Raw genomic sequence first — 20,857 nt, forward strand, 5'->3', positions numbered from 1 at the left:
ACTTTTTAATAAAACAATTTAACGGCTATATTTCTTTTGACAATAAAGCCAAAGAAAGGTTACCTGTTTAACAAAATTTAACGTTGGCAAATAGATTTACGAAGTTCTGGAAACTTCGTAAATCTGACAAAGGTTATTTAAAACTCAATATGCGCCCTGATTGAAAATACATTTACGGGCCCCCTGTCGTGATTATAGGCCGGATTCATGATGAACTGATAATCAGGGCTTAAAAAGAATTTATTTTGATAGGCATTCAGCTTATAATAAAATTCGGCGATCATTTCCGGCGCATAATTCAGTTTTCCATCGCCTATTAAAAAACCGTAGCCGCCATCCGCCAAGTATTGGCGATGTGGTGCAGAAAGGCCATTGCCAATAAACGCCAGCCCCATTTCATCATCTTTTCTTTTCCAGCCGGTTCCTTTTAAAAGTCCTCCAAAGGTAATAGAGCGGTCAATCTCCGTAAAAAACCAGGTTTGGGTATGGCCATCGTTGTAACTGGCTTTGGCGAATACACCAAAATATTTGGTCAGGTACTGGTCCGCATTTACACCAAATCCGACTTTATGGCGTCCGTAGGCCTGCGTCGTATCAACGTTCGGTGCTGCAGCATTCAATGCGATGGCCTGTTCGTAGTTTCCAAATTTGCCATTATTTAAAAAGCCTAAAATGCGTAAAGTACCTTTTTGGCCGTCAATAGTATACCTCTTTTCAAATTCAACGGTTTGCGTATTGGCTTTGCCTATTTTGGCATCCCAGGTAGATGAATTTGCCTGCGTAACATTCAAGGTAAACGCAAACCGCAATGTCCAGGTCGGTTGACCGAATTCAGTATAGGCACCCAAAACATAACCACGCGTGTTGGCGGGATAATCCCAGGCAGCATTATCCATCAGCGCCCAGTTCATAAATTGGGAACGCGGGTCGTGACTAAAATTATTCTGATCAAAAAAATCGCCCATATTAAATTTACCGATACCGACAGAGAAATACCGTTTGCTCCGTAACCCGGCTAACTGCAGCTGTTCACTTTCAAGGGTGTCTTTTTCTTTTCCCCACTCAAAGTTTTGCTGAAAAAACAAACGGCCTATGTAAATCTTATTTTGAACTCCTCCAACCCTAAAAGTTTCTCCATTGGGGAAACCCGCGACACCAAGGGTTTGGCTTAAACCTGCGCCACCTGAAAGCTCAGGATCAAAAGTTACCTGGGAGCCTTTCCATAACCGCGCATTCCCGAAAAAAGTAGCGGTAATGGAAGTTTGGGTTTCAGCTAATGGGGACAAACTGTTACGTCCACTGTAATCTGCACGAAAGCCCGGCTTATCCTGTGTAATAATGGTTTGCTGGAAATGGAAACTGTAGTTTTCCGTTTTAACCGTATCCTGCGCATAATTTACCTGGGCAGCGATCAGGCTTAGTATAAATACATATAGCTTTTTTATCATGTCAAATTAGTTCCGAAGGTATTAAACCCATATAAACCTGATGTTGTTTTATTATAAACACAACATCAGGTTTAATAATTTAAACAAAACTAATATTTTTTTTAGACACGTCTAAATTTTATTTATAATTAGTTCCAGCTTGAATTATTCTTTAGTCAAAAAAAGCTTTGTGGTAGCGTCAGGAAGTATATTAGCACTCCGAATAAAACTGCTTTAAATAGCTTTCCATAAAGCTATTTCTTTGTTCAGCTAATCTTCTGCCAGTTTGGGTATTCATTTTATCTTTAAGGAGTAACAGTTTTTCGTAAAAATGGTTGATGGTGGGTGCCGCAGAATTTTTATAATCCTCCTTCGTCATATTCAAATTTGGCTTAATGTCGGGGTTGTAAATTTCCCGGCCTTTAAAGCCGCCATAACTAAACGCTCTTGCAATTCCAATGGCGCCAATAGCATCGAGACGGTCAGCGTCCTGAACAATTGCTAATTCCATCGAATGAAAATCACTCTTTTCAAAACCCGACTTAAAGGATATATGCCTGATGATCTGCTGAACGTGTTCAACAACCGGTTCACTTACAGTTATACTGCGTAAAAAATCACCTGCTACAGCAGGGCCCAGTTCTTCGTTACCTCCATGAAATTTACTGTCGGCAATATCATGAAGCAGCGCGGCCAGTTCAACAACAAGTAAATCGGCTTGTTCGGTTTCTGCGATAAGTTTTGCATTTTTCCAAACCCGGTGAATATGCCACCAATCATGCCCACCTTCGGCATCTTTAAGGGTTTGCTGCACAAAATCAACCGTTTTATTAATAATTATATTATCCATATGATAAGATTGAATGCTTTGATGGCTTTACCATGCGCTACTCATTTATCAACTCTACCTCAGCCACCGGGCTGAATAAATAAACCCGTTTTGAACTAACTTCAATACACTTATAGCGCTTGCGCAGTTTCTCTTCCTTCAGAAAGATCCGACCATCCTTAAGCTTAAAGACCGCTTTAATCGGCAACTTTTCAACCGTGTGTATGGATTCCTTCGGCGCATCATATTTGCGCAAGGACCTGTATAAAGTAAGGTCTGAACAGCTTGACGCAGCAGGGTTATTCAAATAGCTGGTGATAGCATGTTTAATATCAGCGGGAAAGATTTCCTTTTCAAAAAAAGGCTGCATCATTTTTTTAAAATTGTTCTTCCATTCAGTACCGTGTGGTTTGGCTTTGTGCTTATGCTCGTTCCAGGTATGCAGGTGCGCAAATTCGTGTACGGTAGTAACGAGGAAAGCATACTGGTTTAAATCATAATTAACAGATATGCGATGCCCTTTACCGTCATGCGGGGGCCTGTAATCACCAAACTTACTATTGCGGTTACGCGAAATTTTAAATTCGCATTTAAAGTAGTCTATCCACCGGCCGATGAGCGGCGCAGCATCAGGCGGAAGATAGGTTTCAAGAATTTTTACTTTATCCAATTTTTACCTCGTTACAAAGATAGGGGTTTGGCACGAAAGGATAAAACACCTGCAAAAGGAAGATGAAAGCAATTTTAAACTTTTTAAATAAAAACTTATTCTTGCATCCGGAATTATAAGTGAATTATATAGGCCACTTTTGAAATTTGGAATTTAAATTTAGCGCAACAAACTAATCGTGATTATGATAAAAAAAATCGCCATAGCCTTTTCAATAGCAATTATTGTAATCATATTTTCGGGGTGCAAAAATTCATCAAATCCGCAGGTATTCTTTTTTAACTATAAGTTCATAGGGATCAGGGAAGGCCGGACTGTAAAATTCTACGAAACGCCTGATCAAAAAACCTGGAATTACAGCTCCGGAAAAGATTTTGTAAGCCCTGAAAGCATTAACGGGGTATTCCATTTCACGGGCCCTTATGTTGGCGCCAAAAATGGAAACAACGTAAAGTTTTACATGACAAATGAGCAGGGAATTTGGAGTTACAGCAATGGCAAAGACTTTACAAGCCCCGCTGACATTGACGATATATTTTCATTCAGCATGTCCACCGTTGGGGTAAGAAACGGAAGAACAGTGAAATTTTATGACACCCACAAAGACGGAAGCTGGACGCGCTCCATAATAAAAGACTTTATCATCCCATCCGATGTAGACGAAGCGTTCAGCCCCATTAGTAACTATGTTGGTATCAGGAAAGGAAAAACGATAAAGTTTTATTCGATCAACGACCAGGGAGCCTGGACCTATGTACCGGGCCGCGACTTTATCAGCCCAAATGATACTGATGGAATTTGTTACCTTAAAACAGGAGTCATGGGTGTGTTGAATGGGAGAACCATCAAATTTTATACCTTAAACCTAAACGGCACCTGGAGCCATAAAACTGGCGGGGACTTTAGTTTTTGAAGCGAAAAAGAGGTTGCTGATCGCCTTTATTTCAACAAATGATAGGCAATAAAACTTGCGGCATAAGCTAAAACCGTCATATACGCAAATTGTATGGCCGGCCAGCGCCAGTTTTTGGTTTCGCGGTAAACCACAGCAACAGTACTGGCGCACTGCATGGCAAAGGCGTAAAACATCATCAATGAAAAAGCAACTGCCACGGAAAATACCGGTTGCCCTGTCTGCGAATCTTTTGCCGACTTCATTTTTTTCTGCACCGTTTCCATTTTTTCGGCACTGCCTTCTACGCTATAAATGGTGGCCATTGTGCCAACAAATACTTCGCGCGCGGCAAATGAGGTAATAAGCGCGATCCCTATTTTCCAATCGAAACCAAGCGGTTTTATGGCCGGCTCAATAACATGGCCCAGCACACCGGCGTAGGAGTTTTCCAGTTTCTCGGAATTGATGGCTTTAACCCGCTCATCAGGGGTAAGTTGCTTCCGGTATTCAAGCTTACTATATTTTTGTTCGATCTTTACAAAACGGTCACCCGGGCCATAGGAGGCCAAGACCCACAATATCACCGATATCGCAATGATCACCTTACCGGCCTGCACCACAAAGGCTTTTGAACGTTCGTACATGCTATAAGCAACATTATTCCAGCGGGGCATACGATAAACAGGCAGCTCCATAATGAAATATCCGCGTTCGCGCCCTTTTAAAATCAGTTTAAATGCAAAGGCAACAACTACTGCTGAGAAGAGGCTGAAAATATACATCCCCGTAAGGGCCAGGCCCTGCATATTAAAAATCCACCAAACATTACGGTTGGGTACTACCAGGGCTATCAGCAAAGTATAAATAGGCAAACGGGCCGAACAGGTTACCAGTGGCGTAACCATTATGGTGATCATCCTGTCTTTCCAGTTTTCGATGGTGCGGGTACTCATGATAGACGGCACCGCACAGGCGAAACCGCCGATCAGCGGCACTACTGACTTCCCGTTCAGGCCAACCTTGCGCATCAGCTTATCCATCATAAACGTAACCCGCGACATGTAACCAGTATCCTCCAAAATGGAAATAAAAGCAAACAGGATGGCTATCTGCGGGATAAATACCATTACACCGCTCAAACCGCCGATAACGCCATCAACAACCAAACCCGTTAACGGGCCGGCAGGCAACAGGCTGTGCAATGCGTTTTGCACCCAAACAAAAGCATCGGCAATAAGCTCCATCGGATAGGCCGACCAGGCAAAAATAGACTGGAACATAAACAAAAGGATGCCCATGAAGATGAACAACCCGAAAACACGATGGGTTAGCACCTTATCGATCTTGTTGCTTACGGTTTCGTCTTTCGCTGTTTCAGGGATCTTTACAGTATCATAAAGGAGCTCGTTTATAAAATTATACCGGGCGATAGTTTCCTTACCCTGCGCCTTTTGCGAATGGAAAGAAAATTCATGCTCAAGTTCTTCTATGCGGTCGCTCTCGCTTGCCGAAATAAATTTTATGGTCTCGTGCTGGTGCGCCAACTGCAGGGCATAGTACGGATTTTCAATATTAAACTCATTGCTGATCTTCGCGATCAACTCAGGCGCGATAACTTCTATATCAATCGATTCCGACTGTAAAGCTATTTTATTTGCAAAAGTGATCGCTTCTTTTAATTTTTCAATCCCCTCACCCTTTCTTGCCGCAATCGGAACAACGGGCACGCCCAGCTTTTTTGCAAAAAGATCGACGTTTATTTCTATGTTGCTTTTTTTTGCCAGGTCCATCATATTCAGCGCGATGATGACCGGTATTTTCAGGTCGGCAACCTGGGTATAAAGCAACAGGTTCCGTTTAAGGTTGGTAGCGTCAATAATCACCACAACCAGGTCGGGCGTAAGCGGATTGGCTTTGTCTGCTAAGATGGAAAATACAATGGATTCGTCCTGGCTTTTCGGATAGAGGCTATAGGTGCCGGGCAGGTCGATGATTTCGGCATTACGCCCGTCTGATAATGAACAGAAGCCTGTTTTTTTATCAATAGTTACACCGGGGAAATTTCCAATTTTTTGATTTAAACCGGTTAGTGTGTTAAAAAGAGTTGATTTACCGGTGTTTGGGTTTCCTACAAGTGCAACTCTCAGATCGGTTTTCAAGAGGCTAAAAACTACTGCAAAACAATGGTCGACGCTTCAAATTTACGAAGGCTAAGCTGGTACCCTGATACATTGATGGCAATCGGGTCGCCCATGGGGGCAATGCGGGCTACAGTAACCTGTTCACCGGGCAAGCATCCCATTTCCATCAATTTTACTGACATTTCAAGGTCTGTAAACTCTTTTACAATTCCCATTTGGCCTGGTACAAGTTCTGAAAGCGTCATAATTAATATAAATCTTAATCAAAGATAGAGCTTATTTAAATTTAATCCAAATAAGATTACGTGATCTTCGTCACATTTAAATGTGCTCAAAGTCATTTTTTTAACTGTGATATACGGTGTTCCCTGTCGGCTGGGTTTTAACGGATCCGAATTTAGGGCATCCACAGCCTTTAAATATACCGCATGATGACAGCGAGATTAAACACAGTAAGCCAATAATTATTAACGCGTTCTTTTTCATAATTTATACCGCTATTGGTTATTGTTTTATAATTCGTTTACGCCAGAAAAATCCGGTTGGCATTGTCAAACAGCCAAATGTTAAAACTCATTATGGCACCCAATGCTATTCAATAGGTAAATCATTATTATCAACTGTTTATACGATAATGTCCGGGTGAATTGTTTCCTGGCTAATTAAAGAAATACAGGCGCTCGTTTACAGTACCTTCAGTCGAAATAAACAAACAAGGCCCGCAAAAATTGCGGGCCTGTAATATTTCCAAAGCTTTTTAAACGCCTATCAATGATTTATAACTTTCGGCTGATAATAAACTCTCCAGGTCAGCAACGTCATTCAGGGTAGCTTTAACCATCCAGCCTTCGCCGTACGGATCAGAATTAACCAGTTCCGGCTGTTTGTCAAGCGCTGGGTTTAGCTCGTTAATAGTACCGGCAGCCGGCATAAACAAGTCCGAAACGGTTTTAACCGCTTCAACCGTACCAAAAACTTCATCTTTAGCAACCTCTTTACCCAACGAGTTGATATCAATATAAACAATGTCGCCCAATTCGCGCTGTGCAAATTCGGTGATGCCTATCGTAGCTTCGTTGCCTTCTACTTTAATCCACTCGTGGTCTTTTGTGTATTTTAATCCAGCCGGAAAATCCATATGTTTTTTTATTTGATGGGTCAAAAATAACAAATCTTTATTTAAAAGTTTGAAGTCTTTCTCGTTAAGTATTTAGGCAGTAAAAAAACAATCTGTTATGCCTAAAACCACAACTTCTGCATCTGTTTTATTATTGGTAGATCTTTTTACTTTGTTGTACACAAATACCAATAAAATGGAACTGACTTTAATCAGCGAACAGGAAGTTCAACAATTTAGGGCTGCAACAAAAGGGACAGCGCAAAAGGTCCACTTCAATAATGCGGGGTCCTCGCTGCCGCCTGACGTGGTGGTGGATACAGTGATCAACTATTTAAATGCAGAAGCCGCATGCGGTGGCTACGAAACAGAGGCCAAATACAAACAGCAACTGGATGACACCTATACCCTGGTAGCGCGCCTTATTAATGCTGAAACCAATGAAATTGCACTGGTTGAAAACGCAAGTACTGCATGGATCCTTGCATTTAACGGTGTTGATTTTAAACCGGGGGACGTGGTGCTCAGTACCGAAATGGAATATGTAACCAACCTTATCGGTTTATTGAACGCCAAAAAAACATTGGGAATCGAAATAAAAGTGATCCCGAATGACGAGCAGGGTAACTTCTCGTTATCCGCGCTGGAAGAAGCCATTTCGCCAAAAACCAAACTCATCGCGGTTACGCACATCCCATCCACCGCTGGCGGCATGATCCCCATTGTGGCAATTGGCCAAATAGCGCACAAATATGGTATTTTATATTTGGTAGATGCCTGCCAGAGCGCCGGGCAAATACCGGTTGATGTAAAAGAGATCGGCTGCGATATGCTGGTCGTAACCGGGCGCAAATACCTGCGGGCGCCCCGTGGAACAGGTTTTTTGTTTGTGCGAAAAGCCGTTCAGGATCAATTAAAACTTACCTTTATCGACGGCTCCACAGCGGCCGTAGTTACTGAAGATGATTTTAAAGTGCGCGATGATGCGCGCCGCTTCGAGCTTTACGAAAAAAATCGCGCCCTGCTCCTGGGCCTCGGCAAGGCAGTAGAATACGCCCTTAATATTGGAGTTGACAGGATCTGGCTGCGCATACAATATTTAGCCGGACTGTTGCGCAACCAGCTGGAAAATATCGAAGGCATAACCGTTCACGACACCGGCGATCAAAAATGCGGCATTGTTACCTTTTCCGTAAAAGGGATTGACAGCGCGACCGTAAAAAACCTGCTGGCCGAAAAACAAATCAATGTATCCGTCGGCAAAGCGGTATCAACCCTTATCTATATGAATAAACACCACCTAACCAGCATTGTACGGGCATCGGTGCATTATTATAATACAGTAGAAGAGATAGGGGTATTGTGCGAGGCGCTAAAATCCATCATGAATTAAAAAGCAAACAGGCAAGTGGCTTACCACCACCTTCGCCTGTACGAATCCGAATGGTTGCCAAAAAGGTTAAATAATAACAAAATAACCGCTATTACAATTATGATGTGGATGGCATCGCCGCCAACGTGGAAGGCAAAGCCCCCGAGCAGCCAGCTGATGATCAGCACAACCACTATAATATAAACTAAACTTCTCATGGGTATACAACCAGCAGCAACAGATTATGTTTCAAAAGTATTTGGATATCAGTAATTTGTTTATTTCAGGTAACCATCCGGTGTATTTTTAAAATTGTAGTGGTTACAAGTTATTTTTTACACACTTTTTCCATCATTCAACCGTTCAGCAAATAGTAATTGTAAATTGAACCTTTTTACTATTTTTGTCAAAATTCTACAGCGATGAGCGAACTCATTAAAAAACAAGTTACTGATGCCAAAGCGCACATGGACAAAGCCATTGACCATTGCGATGGCGAATTATTAAAGATCCGCGCGGGCAAGGCAAGCCCTTCCATGCTGGATGATATTTATGTTGATTATTATGGCAGCCCAACTCCACTGAGCCAGGTGGGCAGCGTAAACACACCTGATGCGCGTACCATCGTGGTGCAGCCATGGGAGAAATCGTTGTTGGGGCCGATTGAAAAAGCCATCATGGAAGCCAACCTGGGCGTTAACCCGCAAAACGATGGTGTGATCATCCGCATCAACGTACCTCCGTTAACCGAAGAACGCCGCCGCGACCTGGTGAAAAAAGCAAAAGCAGAAGCCGAAACCGGCAAAATTGCCATCCGCAATATCCGTAAAGAGGCGAATGAAAAGATCAGGAAACTGAAAACGGAAGGCGTATCAGAAGATGAAATGAAAGTTGGCGAAGCCGAGGTTCAAAAGTTAACCGATGCTTATATTATTAAAGTTGATAATCTTTCGGTTGCGAAGGAAAAAGATATCATGACGGTATAATACTGCTATAAAAATATTTTATAAAGAGCCATTTCGTAATTGAGATGGCTTTTTTTTATGGAGTTCACGTTTTATAAAAACCTCTGTGAATCTCTGTGCCTTCTCCGTGTCCTCTGCGGTAAAAAATTTAACACTGAGTCCGCAAAGGAGGCGCAAAGCACGCAAAGTGAACATTGTTGGTTTGACCCTTTAGGTAATCCAAAAAAATAGTCAAAATGTCAAATTAAACCGAACATTCCATAATACCCGTTTGCTTTTTTATTTTTGTTGAAAAACACTCATAGTCAGCATGAAAATACTCCTGTCCTATTTAAAAAAACACCGTTGGGTGGTTATTCTGGCCCTTGTACTTGCAGGTATCAATATTGGATTTTCGCTTTGTGACCCTCTCATCACCAGGTACATTTTTGATTGGTATGTTGTGCCGGTTGATCATAAAGTTCACAGCTACGAATACAGGTTGCACGGCTCGTTATTATTGGTTGGTTTGGGTATAGGCGCGGCAATGATATCGCGCATCGCAAAAAATTTCCAGGATTATTTTACCAACATCATCACTCAAAAAACCGGCGCCGAAATGTACGCTGATGGCTTAAAACACTCCCTTGAACTACCGTACCAGGTTTTTGAAGATCAGCGCAGCGGCGAGACGCTTGGTATTTTACAAAAGGTTCGTTTAGATAATGAAAAGTTCATCACTTCATTTATCAGTGTACTTTTTGTGAGTCTGGTTGGGATGGTCTTTGTGATAATTTATTCTTTAAAGGCAAACTACATGGTAACGCTGGTTTACTTTGCCGCCATCCCAATTATTATGTTTGTGAGTATGGCTTTGAGCAAGCGTATAAAAACCATTCAAAAAAACATCGTCTCGCAAACTACCGCACTTGCCGGGTCAACTACAGAGTCATTAAGGAATATAGAACTGGTGAAAAGCCTTGGTCTGGTGAAACAAGAGATAGAACGCCTGAATGGCACCACTTATAAAATCCTCGACCTTGAATTAAAAAAGGTGAAATATGTACGCAGCATGAGCTTTGTACAAGGCACGGTCGTAAACTTTGTACGCAGCTGTATGGTTTTAGTATTATTGGTGCTTATATTTAAAGGTAGCCTGTCGCCCGGAAGTTATTTAATGTTTTTATTCTATTCGTTCTTCCTTTTCAATCCTTTACAGGAACTGGGCAACGTTATCCAATCATGGCGTGAAGCGCAGGTTTCACTTGCCAATTTTGAAGGGATCCTGAACACACCTATAGATCCAAAACCCGAAAAACCGGTATTACTTGAAAAAGTGAGCAAACTTACCTTTGATAACGTCAGCTTTAAACACTTAACCGCAAATCGCAACGCGCTTAACCACATTAATTTTGAAACTAAAGCAGGCGAAACCATTGCTTTTGTGGGGCCGTCAGGTTCGGGCAAAACAACTTTGGTTAAACTCTTGGTTGGCCTCTACCAACCGCTGGAAGGTGATATTTTATACAATAACACCTTAAGCAAGGAGATTGATCTTGATCAGCTGCGCGAAAAAATTGGTTTTGTAACCCAGGATACCCAGCTATTTTCGGGCACCATCCGCGAAAACCTGCAATTTGTACGCCCAGGCGCTACCGACGAGGAATGTATGGACGTATTACAACGCGCCGCCTGCCAAACCCTGCTGGCAAGAGCAGATAAAGGCCTCAGCACCGTGATTGGTGAAGGCGGGGTAAAGGTTTCAGGGGGCGAGAAACAACGGCTTTCCATTGCGCGTGCTTTGTTGCGCAAGCCGGATATTTTGGTGTTTGATGAAGCTACCTCCTCGCTGGATTCCATCACTGAAGAAGAAATCACCGATACCATCCGTGATGTATCTGAATCTGTAAGCCATATTACCATTCTGATCGCCCACAGGCTATCTACCATAATGCATGCCGATAAGATCTTTGTGCTTGAAAAAGGGCATATCATCGAGTCTGGCCAACATTACGACCTGCTGAATCAAAAAGGATTGTACTATGCTATGTGGCGGCAACAGATTGGCGAGAAGGTTTCATTGGAAGTTTAAGCTGAAAGCGTAAAGGTGAAAGACCAAAGCTTTTTTGCTTTCTGCTTTGGCCTTTCAGCTTTCCGCTTAAACACTAATAATCCCCGTCTTAACGGCGAAGATCACCAGGCCGACGAGGTTTTTTGAGCGTGTTTTTTCGAAGAGGCGGGCGCGGTACCCTTCAACGGTGCGCACGCTGAGGCATATTTTATCCGCAATTTCCTGGTTGGAGTATTCCTGGCAAACCAGTTTTAAAACCTCTATTTCGCGTTCATTAAAATCAGCCAGCGATTGGGGGGCATTGCCGGGCTGTGTATTGCCTGCCAGCTGTTTGATCAGGGTGATGGACAGGTGTTCTTTAAAGTAATAGTCTTTTGCAAATACAGTTGATACTGCTTCAATAATCTCTTCCGGCTCGGCATTTTTCAGCAGATAGCCTGATGCGCCGGCCTTCATCATATCCACAATATATTTATCCTCGTTAAACATAGATAGCGCCAGCACTTTAATATGGCCAAAATGCTGTTTAACGTAGGCGGTGGTTTGGATGCCATCCATTTCGGGCATTTTTATATCCATCAAAATAACGTCCGGCGTTGTGGCAGCAAGCTGGGCAATCAATTGCTTGCCATTGGATGCCTCCATTACCAGATCGAAATCGGCACAATCTTCCAGTGTGGCCTTTAACCCGTTCCTGAAGATTTTATGGTCGTCTGCTATTGCTAACCTGATCTTTGTCATATCGTTATAAAAAAGAATTCAATAAATATAACTAATTACCCTCATTTGGCAGCGCTACCCTAATAATAGTAATAGCGCCGCTTTGCGGTTTGGTATAAATATTAATTTCCCCGTTGATCAATTTTACGCGGCTTTCCAGGTTTTTTAAGCCGAACCCATGTTTTACGTTGGCCATATCAAAGCCCTTTCCGTTATCTTTAAATTCCATTACCAGCCAGCCATCCTGTGTAGTAAGCGTTAAATGGATGACCGTTGCGCCTGAGTGTTTAATGGCATTGCCAAACAACTCCTGGGCAATACGGTAAAAAGCAAGGTCAATCTCGGGCTTAAACCTAACCCCGTTCAGTTTTTTTTTCAGGTCAACCTTTACACCTGTATTTTGCTCAATCTTGACACAAAGCCCTTCAAGCGCCTCCAGCAAACCGTAATCAGTAAGCACCGGCGGCAGTACATTTTGAATAATATTGCGGATCTCGCTGATGCATTCATCCGCCAGTTTACGGGTGTCAGCCATCAGGGGCTGCGTACTTTCGGTGGTACAGCTTTTTTCCAAACGGTGCAGGTTAAGTTTTATGGCTGATAATACCTGCCCTACGCTGTCGTGCAGGTCCTCGGCAAGCCTTTTGCGTTCGCCTTCCTGTGCCTCAAAAACAGCGTTTAATAAACCGGTTTGCTTTTCGTCGTGCAGTTTGCGCAACTCCACCTGGTTCTTTATCATTTTCCGCTGGTAGACGATCACGAAAAAAAATAAAAAAATAAGCAGGATAACAATTACAATCGTGCCTGTAATTAGTACCGGTACTAAATTACTTTCGGTTGCAGCTGCGGTCGCAGTTTTAATCAGCGCTGGTATTAGGTAATTTTCTGAGGTTTGCAAAGCAGTCCGACTGTATATAAAATGTTAGCGATGGTATTACTGGTGCTATGTATCATATAATATTCCTGCTTCTCATCCTTGCTAAAGTGTTTAAAAAGCATAAACAAAAATATATTAATAGCAAAGTAGAAAAGCACACCTGAATTTATCCAAAACAAGCCTTGCTTTTCTATATGTATAAATTCCTGCCTGTTTAGTAGCTGGTAAAAATAAGCCAGCGAAAAACAGATGAGCAGCACGCTTAATACCGTAATGGACAATGAGGGATATTCCCATATCCCTTCAACAAAAATAATATTAAATACAACGATGAGCAGTGCCAGGCCGGCCAGCGCTATGATCGCTTTTTTTACTGATGGCTTAAAAAAGGCATTGTAATAAATAGCGGTAAAAAACAAAATATTGATTACAATAAAAAGATGTATCAGAGGCATGTTGTTAACCACGCCCATCGTTGTCATTAGTTCGAGAAGGATGTCGACAAAAAAAGCCACCAGGAAAAATATGCCTGCTATTTTTAATCCTTTATCCAGGTTTTTGTGATTATACAGCCAGGCCAATACGGGTAAAACACCTGATATTGTAGAAGAATAGTCCAAAATAGAAGCTGCTGGCATAGCCCGGTCCTGTAAACTTAGGTTAATCTATAGTCCTGTTAAAGCATTGGTTGGGCATCCGGGAGAACCAGGACATGGAGTGGACATTTCACCCACCGTATATATTTGGGGAGCTGTTCCGCCCATTAAAGGCGCGGTGCCCGGTGCAACTGCAGCTTCTGCTTCAAATGCTTCGGCATGGATCTGGTCGGTACCATCCGCCATTGCGCCGGTGATGATCAGGTGTTTTTTTCCGCCGCGCGGTTCATCATAAGCATAATAAAAACGAATGCCCAGGCAGCCTGGCTGTGAGAGGATCTTTTCAAGGATTTCTTTTCCAAAAAACTGGGAGATCGTTTCACCGGGATGCCTGTCGCGGTAATGTTTTGTCCAGCTGGCGGCCAGTTTCAAATCGATAGGGCTGCCTTCCCGGCCGTTGAGGTGTGATTTTCTGTTTTCCATTGTTTTAATTGTTGTGGTTTAAAATAGTTTGCTAAAACTAATGTTAATTAGTCATTATTTCAAACCACCAAAGAGCAAGAGTGTAATTGAAATAACTATTAAAAATTTCACAATGTGCTTATTTTCAACAACTAATAAATTAACCTGTGATTCACACCACTTTAATATTGCGTAGTTTTACGCATTAAAATCCGTAGTATCACGCGGGCTGAAAAGGTGCTATTATCGCTGTATTTTATAATGCCCGGACGAGTTATGGCTTTATCAACATCCTTCCCCCCTCAGAGTGCGCGTTAAATTCAGGCGCGTACATGCATTGTACCGCGGTTATCCCGGTTGAGAAATTGCCCGGCTGCGCTACCCTTAGCTGGTACTCAAATACATAGTTGCCCTTGTTTAAATAGCTGATAAAGAAGTTGGTAGCCACGTCTTTGGTCACCTGGTAATAATATAAGCCATCCTGGTATTTATAGGTAGACAGCGCGTCAACCGGCTCGGTACCCGCGGGGCGCAGATCTTTTAGCTGCACATATTCAAAATCGCGGTCAGCATTCAGGTAAACGACCACTTTAAGCAGGTCACCGGTTTTGGGTTGATGGGTAGCATCGACAGAAATTAATACCGGCCCGGCATCAGTTTGTTTCTGAATAAAGTATTTTCTTTCCAATTTGATATTGGTTGCTGACGAAGTGATCTTATCAAGATTCTCCAAATATTGCCAATGCAATGCTCCCCAGCTGATATTGGTAGTATTATTTTTGATCTCCACTTTGCCCAGTGCAGGTTTTATTTGCTCGTCGGCCCAGCTGGTTTTGAGATAGCCTGTTCCGGCATCGGCCTTTATCTCCGGTTTTAGTTCTTCAAGCGTTTTGCCATCCACTTTAATAAGCGATTGACCTGTGTCGGCAAGCAGGTTGCTGCCTTTTAACAATAATGCGTAACAGGCGGCCGCAGTGGCTTTGGTGGTTTTCCAGTCGTTGGTTTGCTTGTTGCGCAACAGCCAGACCTTCATTTCGTCAACGGCTTTGCTGTTGTCACCTGCTTCGGTAAACAGCTCAATCAGCAGGCTTTGGGTTTCAACAGGCGATTCGTACCAAAAATAACCCTGCTGGTTTTTGGCCCAGTACATGCCTAAATCATCTGATTGCTGCGCGGTCTCCAGCAGTGAGCGTTCGATCTGCGCGGTAACGTCAGCCTTTTTATAGCGTTGCATGGTTAGGGCGATCATCCCCTGCTCATACAGATTGCGGAATTTCCATTCCTCCGCAGCCCATTTTAAATAATTGGCAAGGGCTACGTTCAACCCCTTGTCAAGCGGTTTATTTAAAAAGTAGCTTCGGGTAAACCAGGCGTGGATCTCCAGGTCGCCGTAAAACCAAATACCATCTTTATTTTTCTTCCTTAGTTTTTCGTCCGCGGTTAGCTGATCATCCAAATATTTGAGGGTGTTATCCGAAATTTGTTTCAATTCCGCATCGTCAGTTCCTATCCCCAAATGATATAACTCGCCCATGCCTTCGGCAATATGCTGGGTAATGTAGCGGTCGCCCCTGTCGCCGCCAAACCATGTGAAGCTGCCATCGGGCAATTGCCTTTTTTGTAGTTTATCCAGGTTTAATTTTAGCTCATCGCTCATTTTATTCAGGTCGAATAGCAAAGCGATCCGCTTTTTTTGTTCCGATTCGCTCACAGCGTCGCGCAGCCAGGGCGTTTCTTCCAGTAAGGTTGATTTTAATTCCTGATTCTTTTCCAGGTTCGACAACAATTCAGTACTGTTGCTCCTCTTCCATTGTTCAAAAACCTGTTTAATGGCAGGCATTTTGTTCACCAGGTTAGTGGCCAAACTATTGGCATAATACCGGCTGAACACCTGCTCCGAGCACTCATACGGGAATTCCATCATATAAGGCAATGCCTGCACGGCGTACCATGCCGGGTTTTGCGTGTATTCAAGAGTGAGTGTTTTGTTTTTTAAGGTCGAACTGCTTTGGTTTACCAGTTTATCAAAAGTAAAATCCCGGGTCTGCCCCGGCCGTACCATCATCGGCATCGATTCGGTCACCAGTGTACGGTTGGGCAGCACCGGTAAAGTATTTTCTTCGCCGTCCGTAAATTCGCCTGCATCCGCGGTCAGTTTATAATCCAAAGCATCCAGTCCGGCCGGGATCACCAGCTTAAACGATACTGCTTGATTGGTATTCCCGGCAACCTCAAAATTTTGTTCCGCATCGGCCTTATTTACCAACAACGAAACCGGCTGCATATTCAACGCGTTAAATAGCTGCATTTGTACCTTGCCCTTTAAAGTGCCCGCAGTTAAATTGGCTAAACGCGCGGAAATGGTAATGGTATCCCCCTCGCGTAAAAACCTTGGTGTGTTGGCGCTGATACTTAATTGTTTTTGGGTAACAACGCTATTTTCAATATACCCGGTTTTCAAATCCTGCGTATGCGCGAAGCCCCTGAATTTCCAGCGGGTAAGCGCCTCGGGGATGGTAAATTCGATCAGGATTTCACCTTTTTCGTTGGTATGCAGTTGCGGGTAAAAGAACGCGGTTTCATTGAAGTTGGTGCGGGGGATGATGGGCGTGAAGGGGCTTTTAAATTCACCAATGCCTCTTATAGTAACATTTTTATCAGCCAGTGCATCAGTATTCATCATGACCAGACCCGCCGCCTGGCCTTTCATCAATCTTTGTGAACTATATCCATACATTTTATTTGATTCCCGTACTTCCATATCTGCTTTGACAACGGGAGGAGGAATCTTTACAGCCGAAGCCGTTGCGTACATTGTATTAGGCTCATCAACCGTTACATCAGCTTTTGCATCCCCTTTTAACGATTTTTGGCCGGGGTCGGCAATGTCATAAATTCTGAGCGGTTTAAAATCAAGTACGATGGTCACACTGCCCCCATTTTTGGTTAAAAAGCTCTTTTTTAGATACTGCTTTCCTGTGAATAACAGAATACCGTTTTTGGGCACTTTTATCCTGAAATAACCAAGCGAATTAGACACAGTATAAATATTTGTGTTCTCAATACTAACCTTTACGCCAGCTATCGCGCTACTATCCCGGCTGGATATAACTCTTCCGCTTACGTCATAGCCGTTTTTAACCAATGCAGCATTTTTTAAATATTTATCAGCAATTTTTTTATCGCTTTTTGCTGCCGCTTTTAAGTCCTCAACCCGTTGCAAATAGCTTTGGTAGGCATCATTTTCACCCCCAAAATAATCATAGCCAAACAGCTTCAACAATTCATATTTACGTTCTTCTAAAGCGTAATTGTAATTTGACTCCCAGTAGGGACCTGTTGCATCCTCTTTAACAAAATCATCATTGCTCCAGGCGTAATAGTCAGGATTTATGGGTTCATAACTAAAATCAGTCCTCCAATATTGCGAGGAAGCAATATCATCCAGCGACGCGTCGTACAAATCGGCCAGCATTTCTGCCGGGAGCGTGCTATTGTCGCTTGCTTTTACCTGTAATTTCCATTTCTCTTTTTCACCCGGCCGCAGTTTATTGCGGAAGGTAAGGAAACGAATATTCAAGTTTTTAACCGTGTCAGCAACTTTAATATTTTGATAATAATGATATATACGGTTATCTGTAACCATTAAAAATTGCACACTGAAGTCGTTTTTTGCGGTTACCGGTACCCCTATTTTTATTTTTTGCTGATCGCCGGCACGCAGCGCTAGCCAGGAAGATGAAAGTAGTTTTGCGCCATCATACTCTTCCACTAAAACATTTGCGGCTTTATTGATGCCCAATAAGAACTCAGCACTCCCGTTGGGTTTTACTTTTGTAACTAATGGAATTACCCAATCGTCCATCTTCAATGCTTTACCCTTTTCGGCCACGACACTTACAAATTGCGTTAAAGAAGTTGTATCCCCTTTTTCCTCTTTTGCGCTAAGGACAACTTTATAAACGCCCGATGGTTGATTTTTTAGCAGGTTAAGGTTGATTTCGCTTGCTGTGGAATCATTTGTACTAACATTCGTTTCGCTGATCTTCTCAACCTGGTTCCATTTCTTATAGTCCTCCTCGTTCTTCCATGAATAATCCGTGAAAGAGGATTTGAACTCCTGCTTTTTCAGAATATACTGGTCGGGGCTGTCCCATAAACGATTCTTAAACACTTGCCCGCTTCCCTGTAAGGCAAATATTTTGACAGACACAATACCCTTTAACTGACGCGCATTTCTATTGGTAAGTTTTAGGGGAAATACAGCATTGTCATTAAAAATTATTCGCTGCGATATATCGGCATCCATTTGAAGGGGAGTCTGGCTGACAGCTACTGTAGTACTTGCCGACTGTGTTTCCCCGCTTGCGTCGGTAACCCCCGCATTAACATAATAGGTAAATACGCCGCCGTTTAAACTCAGCATGCCGGCGTTTGATTTAAAATTAATGGTAAACTCGCCAGAATCGTTGGTATGAACAGTATCGGTTTTTACCTCCGTCATTTGCATCTGGGTCAAAAACCGGCCGACTTTCCTGGGAATAAAATCCGGCTCAAACCTTTGTATTCCCTGGCCCGTAACGTGAACGGCGACCGTGGCATTCGATAATCCATACCCTGAAAATGCGGTCACTTTGCCTTTCACCGTTACAGAATCATCCAGGCGATAGGTTTCCGTTACAGGGGTAAATGTAACCTGGAAAGTCGGCCTTTTATATTCTTCAACCTGCACCATACATGTACCGGTTTCAGTAGTTAAGGTCAGTTGGCCATTGCCGATGTTTTGTGGGATAGTAAATGAACCCTGCACAGAACCAAACTCGTTGGTATTCAATTGCAACGAACTAATGAGTTTATAATTTATATCATTAAACTTAATGGTTAACGGTGTATTTGGCAGGATGCTGCTTTTACCATTTAGTGTGCTTACCTGCAATCCTTTAAAATAAATCGTCTGCCCGGGGCGGTACAATTGTCTGTCTGTAAATAAAATGGTATTAACCTGCGGTAAAGCAACACTATTAGTTTCTGTAGCACCGTTAAAATACTTTTCATTATCAGTAAAGGTGTCATTCCCTTTTGAGAGCATAACCGTGTATTGTTCCTGGGTGGTATTAAAAAGATATTTTCCATTTATGTCAGATAGTCCCGAACTGACATTGGTTTTTATCATTTTCCCATTTTTTTCATTCCCTTTAAATACGTTAACCGCAACTCCCTGTAAGGGAGCGCCTGTTTCCCGGTTTAATATCCTTAATTCAGTTTCCTTATTCGGGTTCACCCTTGCCGAATAGGATAAATTGGACACCATGAAGCTGGTGAGCTGGATCAGATCCCCCTTATTGGCAGTGGCGTCTTTAACCAGGATAACATAAGTACCCACCGAAAGTGGATTGATCTTAAATTCTGCACTATGTTTGCTGTAATCGCGTGGGTCAGGCAATACTAAATCCTCTTTTTGCCCGGGCTTTAACCGCTTCAAAAATTCCAGTAGTTTTTTTGTTGGTGTTAAATTGTAACCTTCATACCACGCATCTTCATTTGTAAATTGGATTACCTGCGATGCCGTTAATTTATAAATGGCAACCTGTGCTTGCTTCACATTACGATAACTCAGCAATCCCAATATCGGCTTACCCGGCACATTTACATTCTCCACCGTTGCCGAAAGCTCCTTTTCTTCAATTTGCCGCATCAGGGTAGCAGCGTTTTTCCCGCCTAAACTATTCGGATATACCGCTGCCGCTTTCTTAAAATAGCCATAGGCCATTGCCAAACTATCTAATCCCTGGTAATACTGGCCCTGTAAAACCAGCGCTTCGCTGCTGATGGGCTTTGCGGAGAAATGGTCCGCAATTTGTTTTAAGGCCGACAGATATAGCGAATCCTTATGCTCCATATTCGCTCGTGAATATAAAAACTTTAACCGCTGCAGGTCCAGGTCGGCAAGTGGCTCTTCATCGTGATGTTCGAGGTGGAACCGGCTTGCCTGCTGTAAATATTTAATGCCTTTATAGGCTGTTGAAGCGGTATCGGTTGTTTTAACCACCAGGCCGGCAAAAGCATGGCTATCGCCGAAAAACCGGGGGTCATTTAGTGAGAATGGCAGTTTGGGTTTGGTTAGCCCCGCTTCCTCCGCCAGGAAAAAATCAAACGAGCGCTGCACCAGCAGGTCGTACAAAGTAGGGCGCAGGTAGCGGGTAGCACTGTCGCGTTCCAAAACACCATCGAGTACGCTGATGGGGGTATTTTGTTCTTTTGCGGCTTCAGCTAAGGAAAGATCATACAAGTGGCCGGTTTGGGTAATCAGGGTTTGCAAATCCCATTTGGTAAAATCGGTATCAGGTTTTTCCAGCCGGGTGCGCTGTCCAAACTGGTAGCGGTTTTGCTGGTAATAGTTCCAATACATTTGCCCCAGCAGCGATTGCAATACGGGTTTTACCGGGTAAGCGGCTTTATCAATATCCAATCTTAGCCTGCTGATGATGGCTGCCAAAGCGTCTTCTTCCAAGTAAGATTGAAAGGTCATCCGGTAAATTGTAGCCCTGATCTGCTGCGGCGCATTATTATTTTTCCGCGCAAGTTCATCCAGTTTGTCAACTTCCTTTAAGGCTGATTTCGGCAGGCCGATATTCGCCAGTGAATCGATGCGGAAACTGATGGCATCATATTTTACCTGCGCGCCTGCACTGTAAAAACAAAACAGCAAAGCAAAAACAAGCAGGGTACGGGATAT

At 43.0% G+C, this 20,857-nt stretch carries 16 protein-coding genes; 4 read left to right on the forward strand and 12 right to left on the reverse strand.

Annotated features, from left to right (window positions below):
• Positions 1–137: 137 nt before the first annotated feature.
• The 3 genes from QZY09_RS23575 to QZY09_RS23585 all read right to left on the reverse strand — a co-directional run bounded on the left by QZY09_RS23575 (position 138) and on the right by QZY09_RS23585 (position 2,926).
• Positions 138–1,448 carry a carbohydrate porin gene (locus tag QZY09_RS23575; RefSeq protein ID WP_295676857.1) on the reverse strand — a complete coding sequence of 437 codons (1,311 nt, stop codon included), beginning with the start codon at positions 1,446–1,448 and terminating at the stop codon, positions 138–140.
• A gap of 190 nt (positions 1,449–1,638) precedes the next feature.
• Positions 1,639–2,277, reverse strand: a complete 639-nt coding sequence (locus QZY09_RS23580; RefSeq protein WP_295676860.1) for an HD domain-containing protein — start codon at positions 2,275–2,277, stop codon at positions 1,639–1,641.
• Positions 2,278–2,314: 37 nt separating this feature from the next.
• Entirely contained in the window at positions 2,315–2,926 is a 612-nt protein-coding gene (locus QZY09_RS23585; protein ID WP_295676863.1) for a SprT-like domain-containing protein, read from the reverse strand.
• A 184-nt stretch (positions 2,927–3,110) separates the two neighbouring features.
• Here QZY09_RS23585 and QZY09_RS23590 point away from each other — a divergent pair, with 184 nt between their 5' ends.
• Positions 3,111–3,839 carry a hypothetical protein gene (locus QZY09_RS23590; protein WP_295676865.1) on the forward strand — a complete coding sequence of 243 codons (729 nt, stop codon included), beginning with the start codon at positions 3,111–3,113 and terminating at the stop codon, positions 3,837–3,839.
• A gap of 26 nt (positions 3,840–3,865) precedes the next feature.
• Here the strand turns inward: QZY09_RS23590 and feoB are convergent, their stop codons facing one another.
• The 3 genes from feoB to gcvH form a co-directional block, all read right to left on the reverse strand.
• Positions 3,866–5,980 (reverse strand): ferrous iron transport protein B, encoded by a 2,115-nt coding sequence (gene feoB / locus QZY09_RS23595; protein WP_295676867.1) that lies wholly within the window; start codon positions 5,978–5,980, stop codon positions 3,866–3,868.
• A gap of 11 nt (positions 5,981–5,991) precedes the next feature.
• Complete coding sequence (locus QZY09_RS23600) at positions 5,992–6,207, reverse strand: ferrous iron transport protein A (protein ID WP_096355907.1); 216 nt, start codon at positions 6,205–6,207, stop codon at positions 5,992–5,994.
• Between the two features lie 512 nt (positions 6,208–6,719).
• On the reverse strand, positions 6,720–7,100 hold the full coding sequence (gene gcvH, locus QZY09_RS23605; RefSeq protein ID WP_295676872.1) for a glycine cleavage system protein GcvH: 381 nt from the start codon (positions 7,098–7,100) through the stop codon (positions 6,720–6,722).
• Positions 7,101–7,197: 97 nt separating this feature from the next.
• Between gcvH and QZY09_RS23610 the strand changes: the two genes are divergently transcribed.
• Entirely contained in the window at positions 7,198–8,472 is a 1,275-nt protein-coding gene (locus QZY09_RS23610) for an aminotransferase class V-fold PLP-dependent enzyme (protein WP_295676874.1), read from the forward strand.
• 20 nt (positions 8,473–8,492) lie between these two features.
• On the opposite strand, the gene QZY09_RS23615 is transcribed toward QZY09_RS23610, so the two are convergent.
• Positions 8,493–8,669, reverse strand: a complete 177-nt coding sequence (locus QZY09_RS23615) for a lmo0937 family membrane protein (RefSeq protein WP_157750719.1) — start codon at positions 8,667–8,669, stop codon at positions 8,493–8,495.
• Between the two features lie 204 nt (positions 8,670–8,873).
• On the opposite strand from QZY09_RS23615, the gene frr reads away from it, so the two are divergent.
• Positions 8,874–9,437, forward strand: a complete 564-nt coding sequence (frr, locus tag QZY09_RS23620) for a ribosome recycling factor (RefSeq protein ID WP_295676878.1) — start codon at positions 8,874–8,876, stop codon at positions 9,435–9,437.
• A gap of 289 nt (positions 9,438–9,726) precedes the next feature.
• Positions 9,727–11,487 carry an ABC transporter ATP-binding protein gene (locus QZY09_RS23625; protein WP_295676880.1) on the forward strand — a complete coding sequence of 587 codons (1,761 nt, stop codon included), beginning with the start codon at positions 9,727–9,729 and terminating at the stop codon, positions 11,485–11,487.
• Positions 11,488–11,553: 66 nt separating this feature from the next.
• Here the strand turns inward: QZY09_RS23625 and QZY09_RS23630 are convergent, their stop codons facing one another.
• From QZY09_RS23630 to QZY09_RS23650, 5 genes are all read right to left on the reverse strand, one after another.
• Positions 11,554–12,207 carry a response regulator transcription factor gene (locus QZY09_RS23630; protein WP_295676882.1) on the reverse strand — a complete coding sequence of 218 codons (654 nt, stop codon included), beginning with the start codon at positions 12,205–12,207 and terminating at the stop codon, positions 11,554–11,556.
• A 31-nt stretch (positions 12,208–12,238) separates the two neighbouring features.
• Entirely contained in the window at positions 12,239–12,925 is a 687-nt protein-coding gene (locus tag QZY09_RS23635; protein ID WP_295676884.1) for a sensor histidine kinase, read from the reverse strand.
• 134 nt (positions 12,926–13,059) lie between these two features.
• Positions 13,060–13,701 carry a hypothetical protein gene (locus tag QZY09_RS23640; RefSeq protein WP_295676887.1) on the reverse strand — a complete coding sequence of 214 codons (642 nt, stop codon included), beginning with the start codon at positions 13,699–13,701 and terminating at the stop codon, positions 13,060–13,062.
• A 27-nt stretch (positions 13,702–13,728) separates the two neighbouring features.
• Complete coding sequence (locus QZY09_RS23645; RefSeq protein WP_295676891.1) at positions 13,729–14,142, reverse strand: hypothetical protein; 414 nt, start codon at positions 14,140–14,142, stop codon at positions 13,729–13,731.
• A gap of 253 nt (positions 14,143–14,395) precedes the next feature.
• The gene (locus QZY09_RS23650) at positions 14,396–20,830 is read right to left on the reverse strand and encodes an alpha-2-macroglobulin family protein (RefSeq protein WP_295676893.1); all 6,435 of its coding nucleotides are present in this window, start codon (positions 20,828–20,830) and stop codon (positions 14,396–14,398) included.
• Positions 20,831–20,857 lie beyond the last annotated feature (27 nt).

The sequence above is a fragment of the uncultured Mucilaginibacter sp. genome, assembly GCF_903913935.1.
Taxonomy (GTDB): Bacteria; Bacteroidota; Bacteroidia; order Sphingobacteriales; family Sphingobacteriaceae; genus Mucilaginibacter.

What these genes read in the sequence shown, in the direction of transcription:
- QZY09_RS23575 (WP_295676857.1), bottom strand. Translation starts at nt 1,448, where the DNA reads ATGATAAAAAAGCTATATGTATTTATACTAAGCCTGATCGCTGCCCAG.
- QZY09_RS23635 (WP_295676884.1), bottom strand. Translation starts at nt 12,925, where the DNA reads ATGATAAAGAACCAGGTGGAGTTGCGCAAACTGCACGACGAAAAGCAA.
- QZY09_RS23610 (WP_295676874.1), top strand. Translation starts at nt 7,198, where the DNA reads ATGCCTAAAACCACAACTTCTGCATCTGTTTTATTATTGGTAGATCTT.
- QZY09_RS23590 (WP_295676865.1), top strand. Translation starts at nt 3,111, where the DNA reads ATGATAAAAAAAATCGCCATAGCCTTTTCAATAGCAATTATTGTAATC.
- gcvH (WP_295676872.1), bottom strand. Translation starts at nt 7,100, where the DNA reads ATGGATTTTCCGGCTGGATTAAAATACACAAAAGACCACGAGTGGATT.
- frr (WP_295676878.1), top strand. Translation starts at nt 8,874, where the DNA reads ATGAGCGAACTCATTAAAAAACAAGTTACTGATGCCAAAGCGCACATG.
- QZY09_RS23625 (WP_295676880.1), top strand. Translation starts at nt 9,727, where the DNA reads ATGAAAATACTCCTGTCCTATTTAAAAAAACACCGTTGGGTGGTTATT.
- QZY09_RS23630 (WP_295676882.1), bottom strand. Translation starts at nt 12,207, where the DNA reads ATGACAAAGATCAGGTTAGCAATAGCAGACGACCATAAAATCTTCAGG.
- QZY09_RS23645 (WP_295676891.1), bottom strand. Translation starts at nt 14,142, where the DNA reads ATGGAAAACAGAAAATCACACCTCAACGGCCGGGAAGGCAGCCCTATC.
- QZY09_RS23580 (WP_295676860.1), bottom strand. Translation starts at nt 2,277, where the DNA reads ATGGATAATATAATTATTAATAAAACGGTTGATTTTGTGCAGCAAACC.
- QZY09_RS23640 (WP_295676887.1), bottom strand. Translation starts at nt 13,701, where the DNA reads ATGCCAGCAGCTTCTATTTTGGACTATTCTTCTACAATATCAGGTGTT.
- QZY09_RS23600 (WP_096355907.1), bottom strand. Translation starts at nt 6,207, where the DNA reads ATGACGCTTTCAGAACTTGTACCAGGCCAAATGGGAATTGTAAAAGAG.
- QZY09_RS23615 (WP_157750719.1), bottom strand. Translation starts at nt 8,669, where the DNA reads ATGAGAAGTTTAGTTTATATTATAGTGGTTGTGCTGATCATCAGCTGG.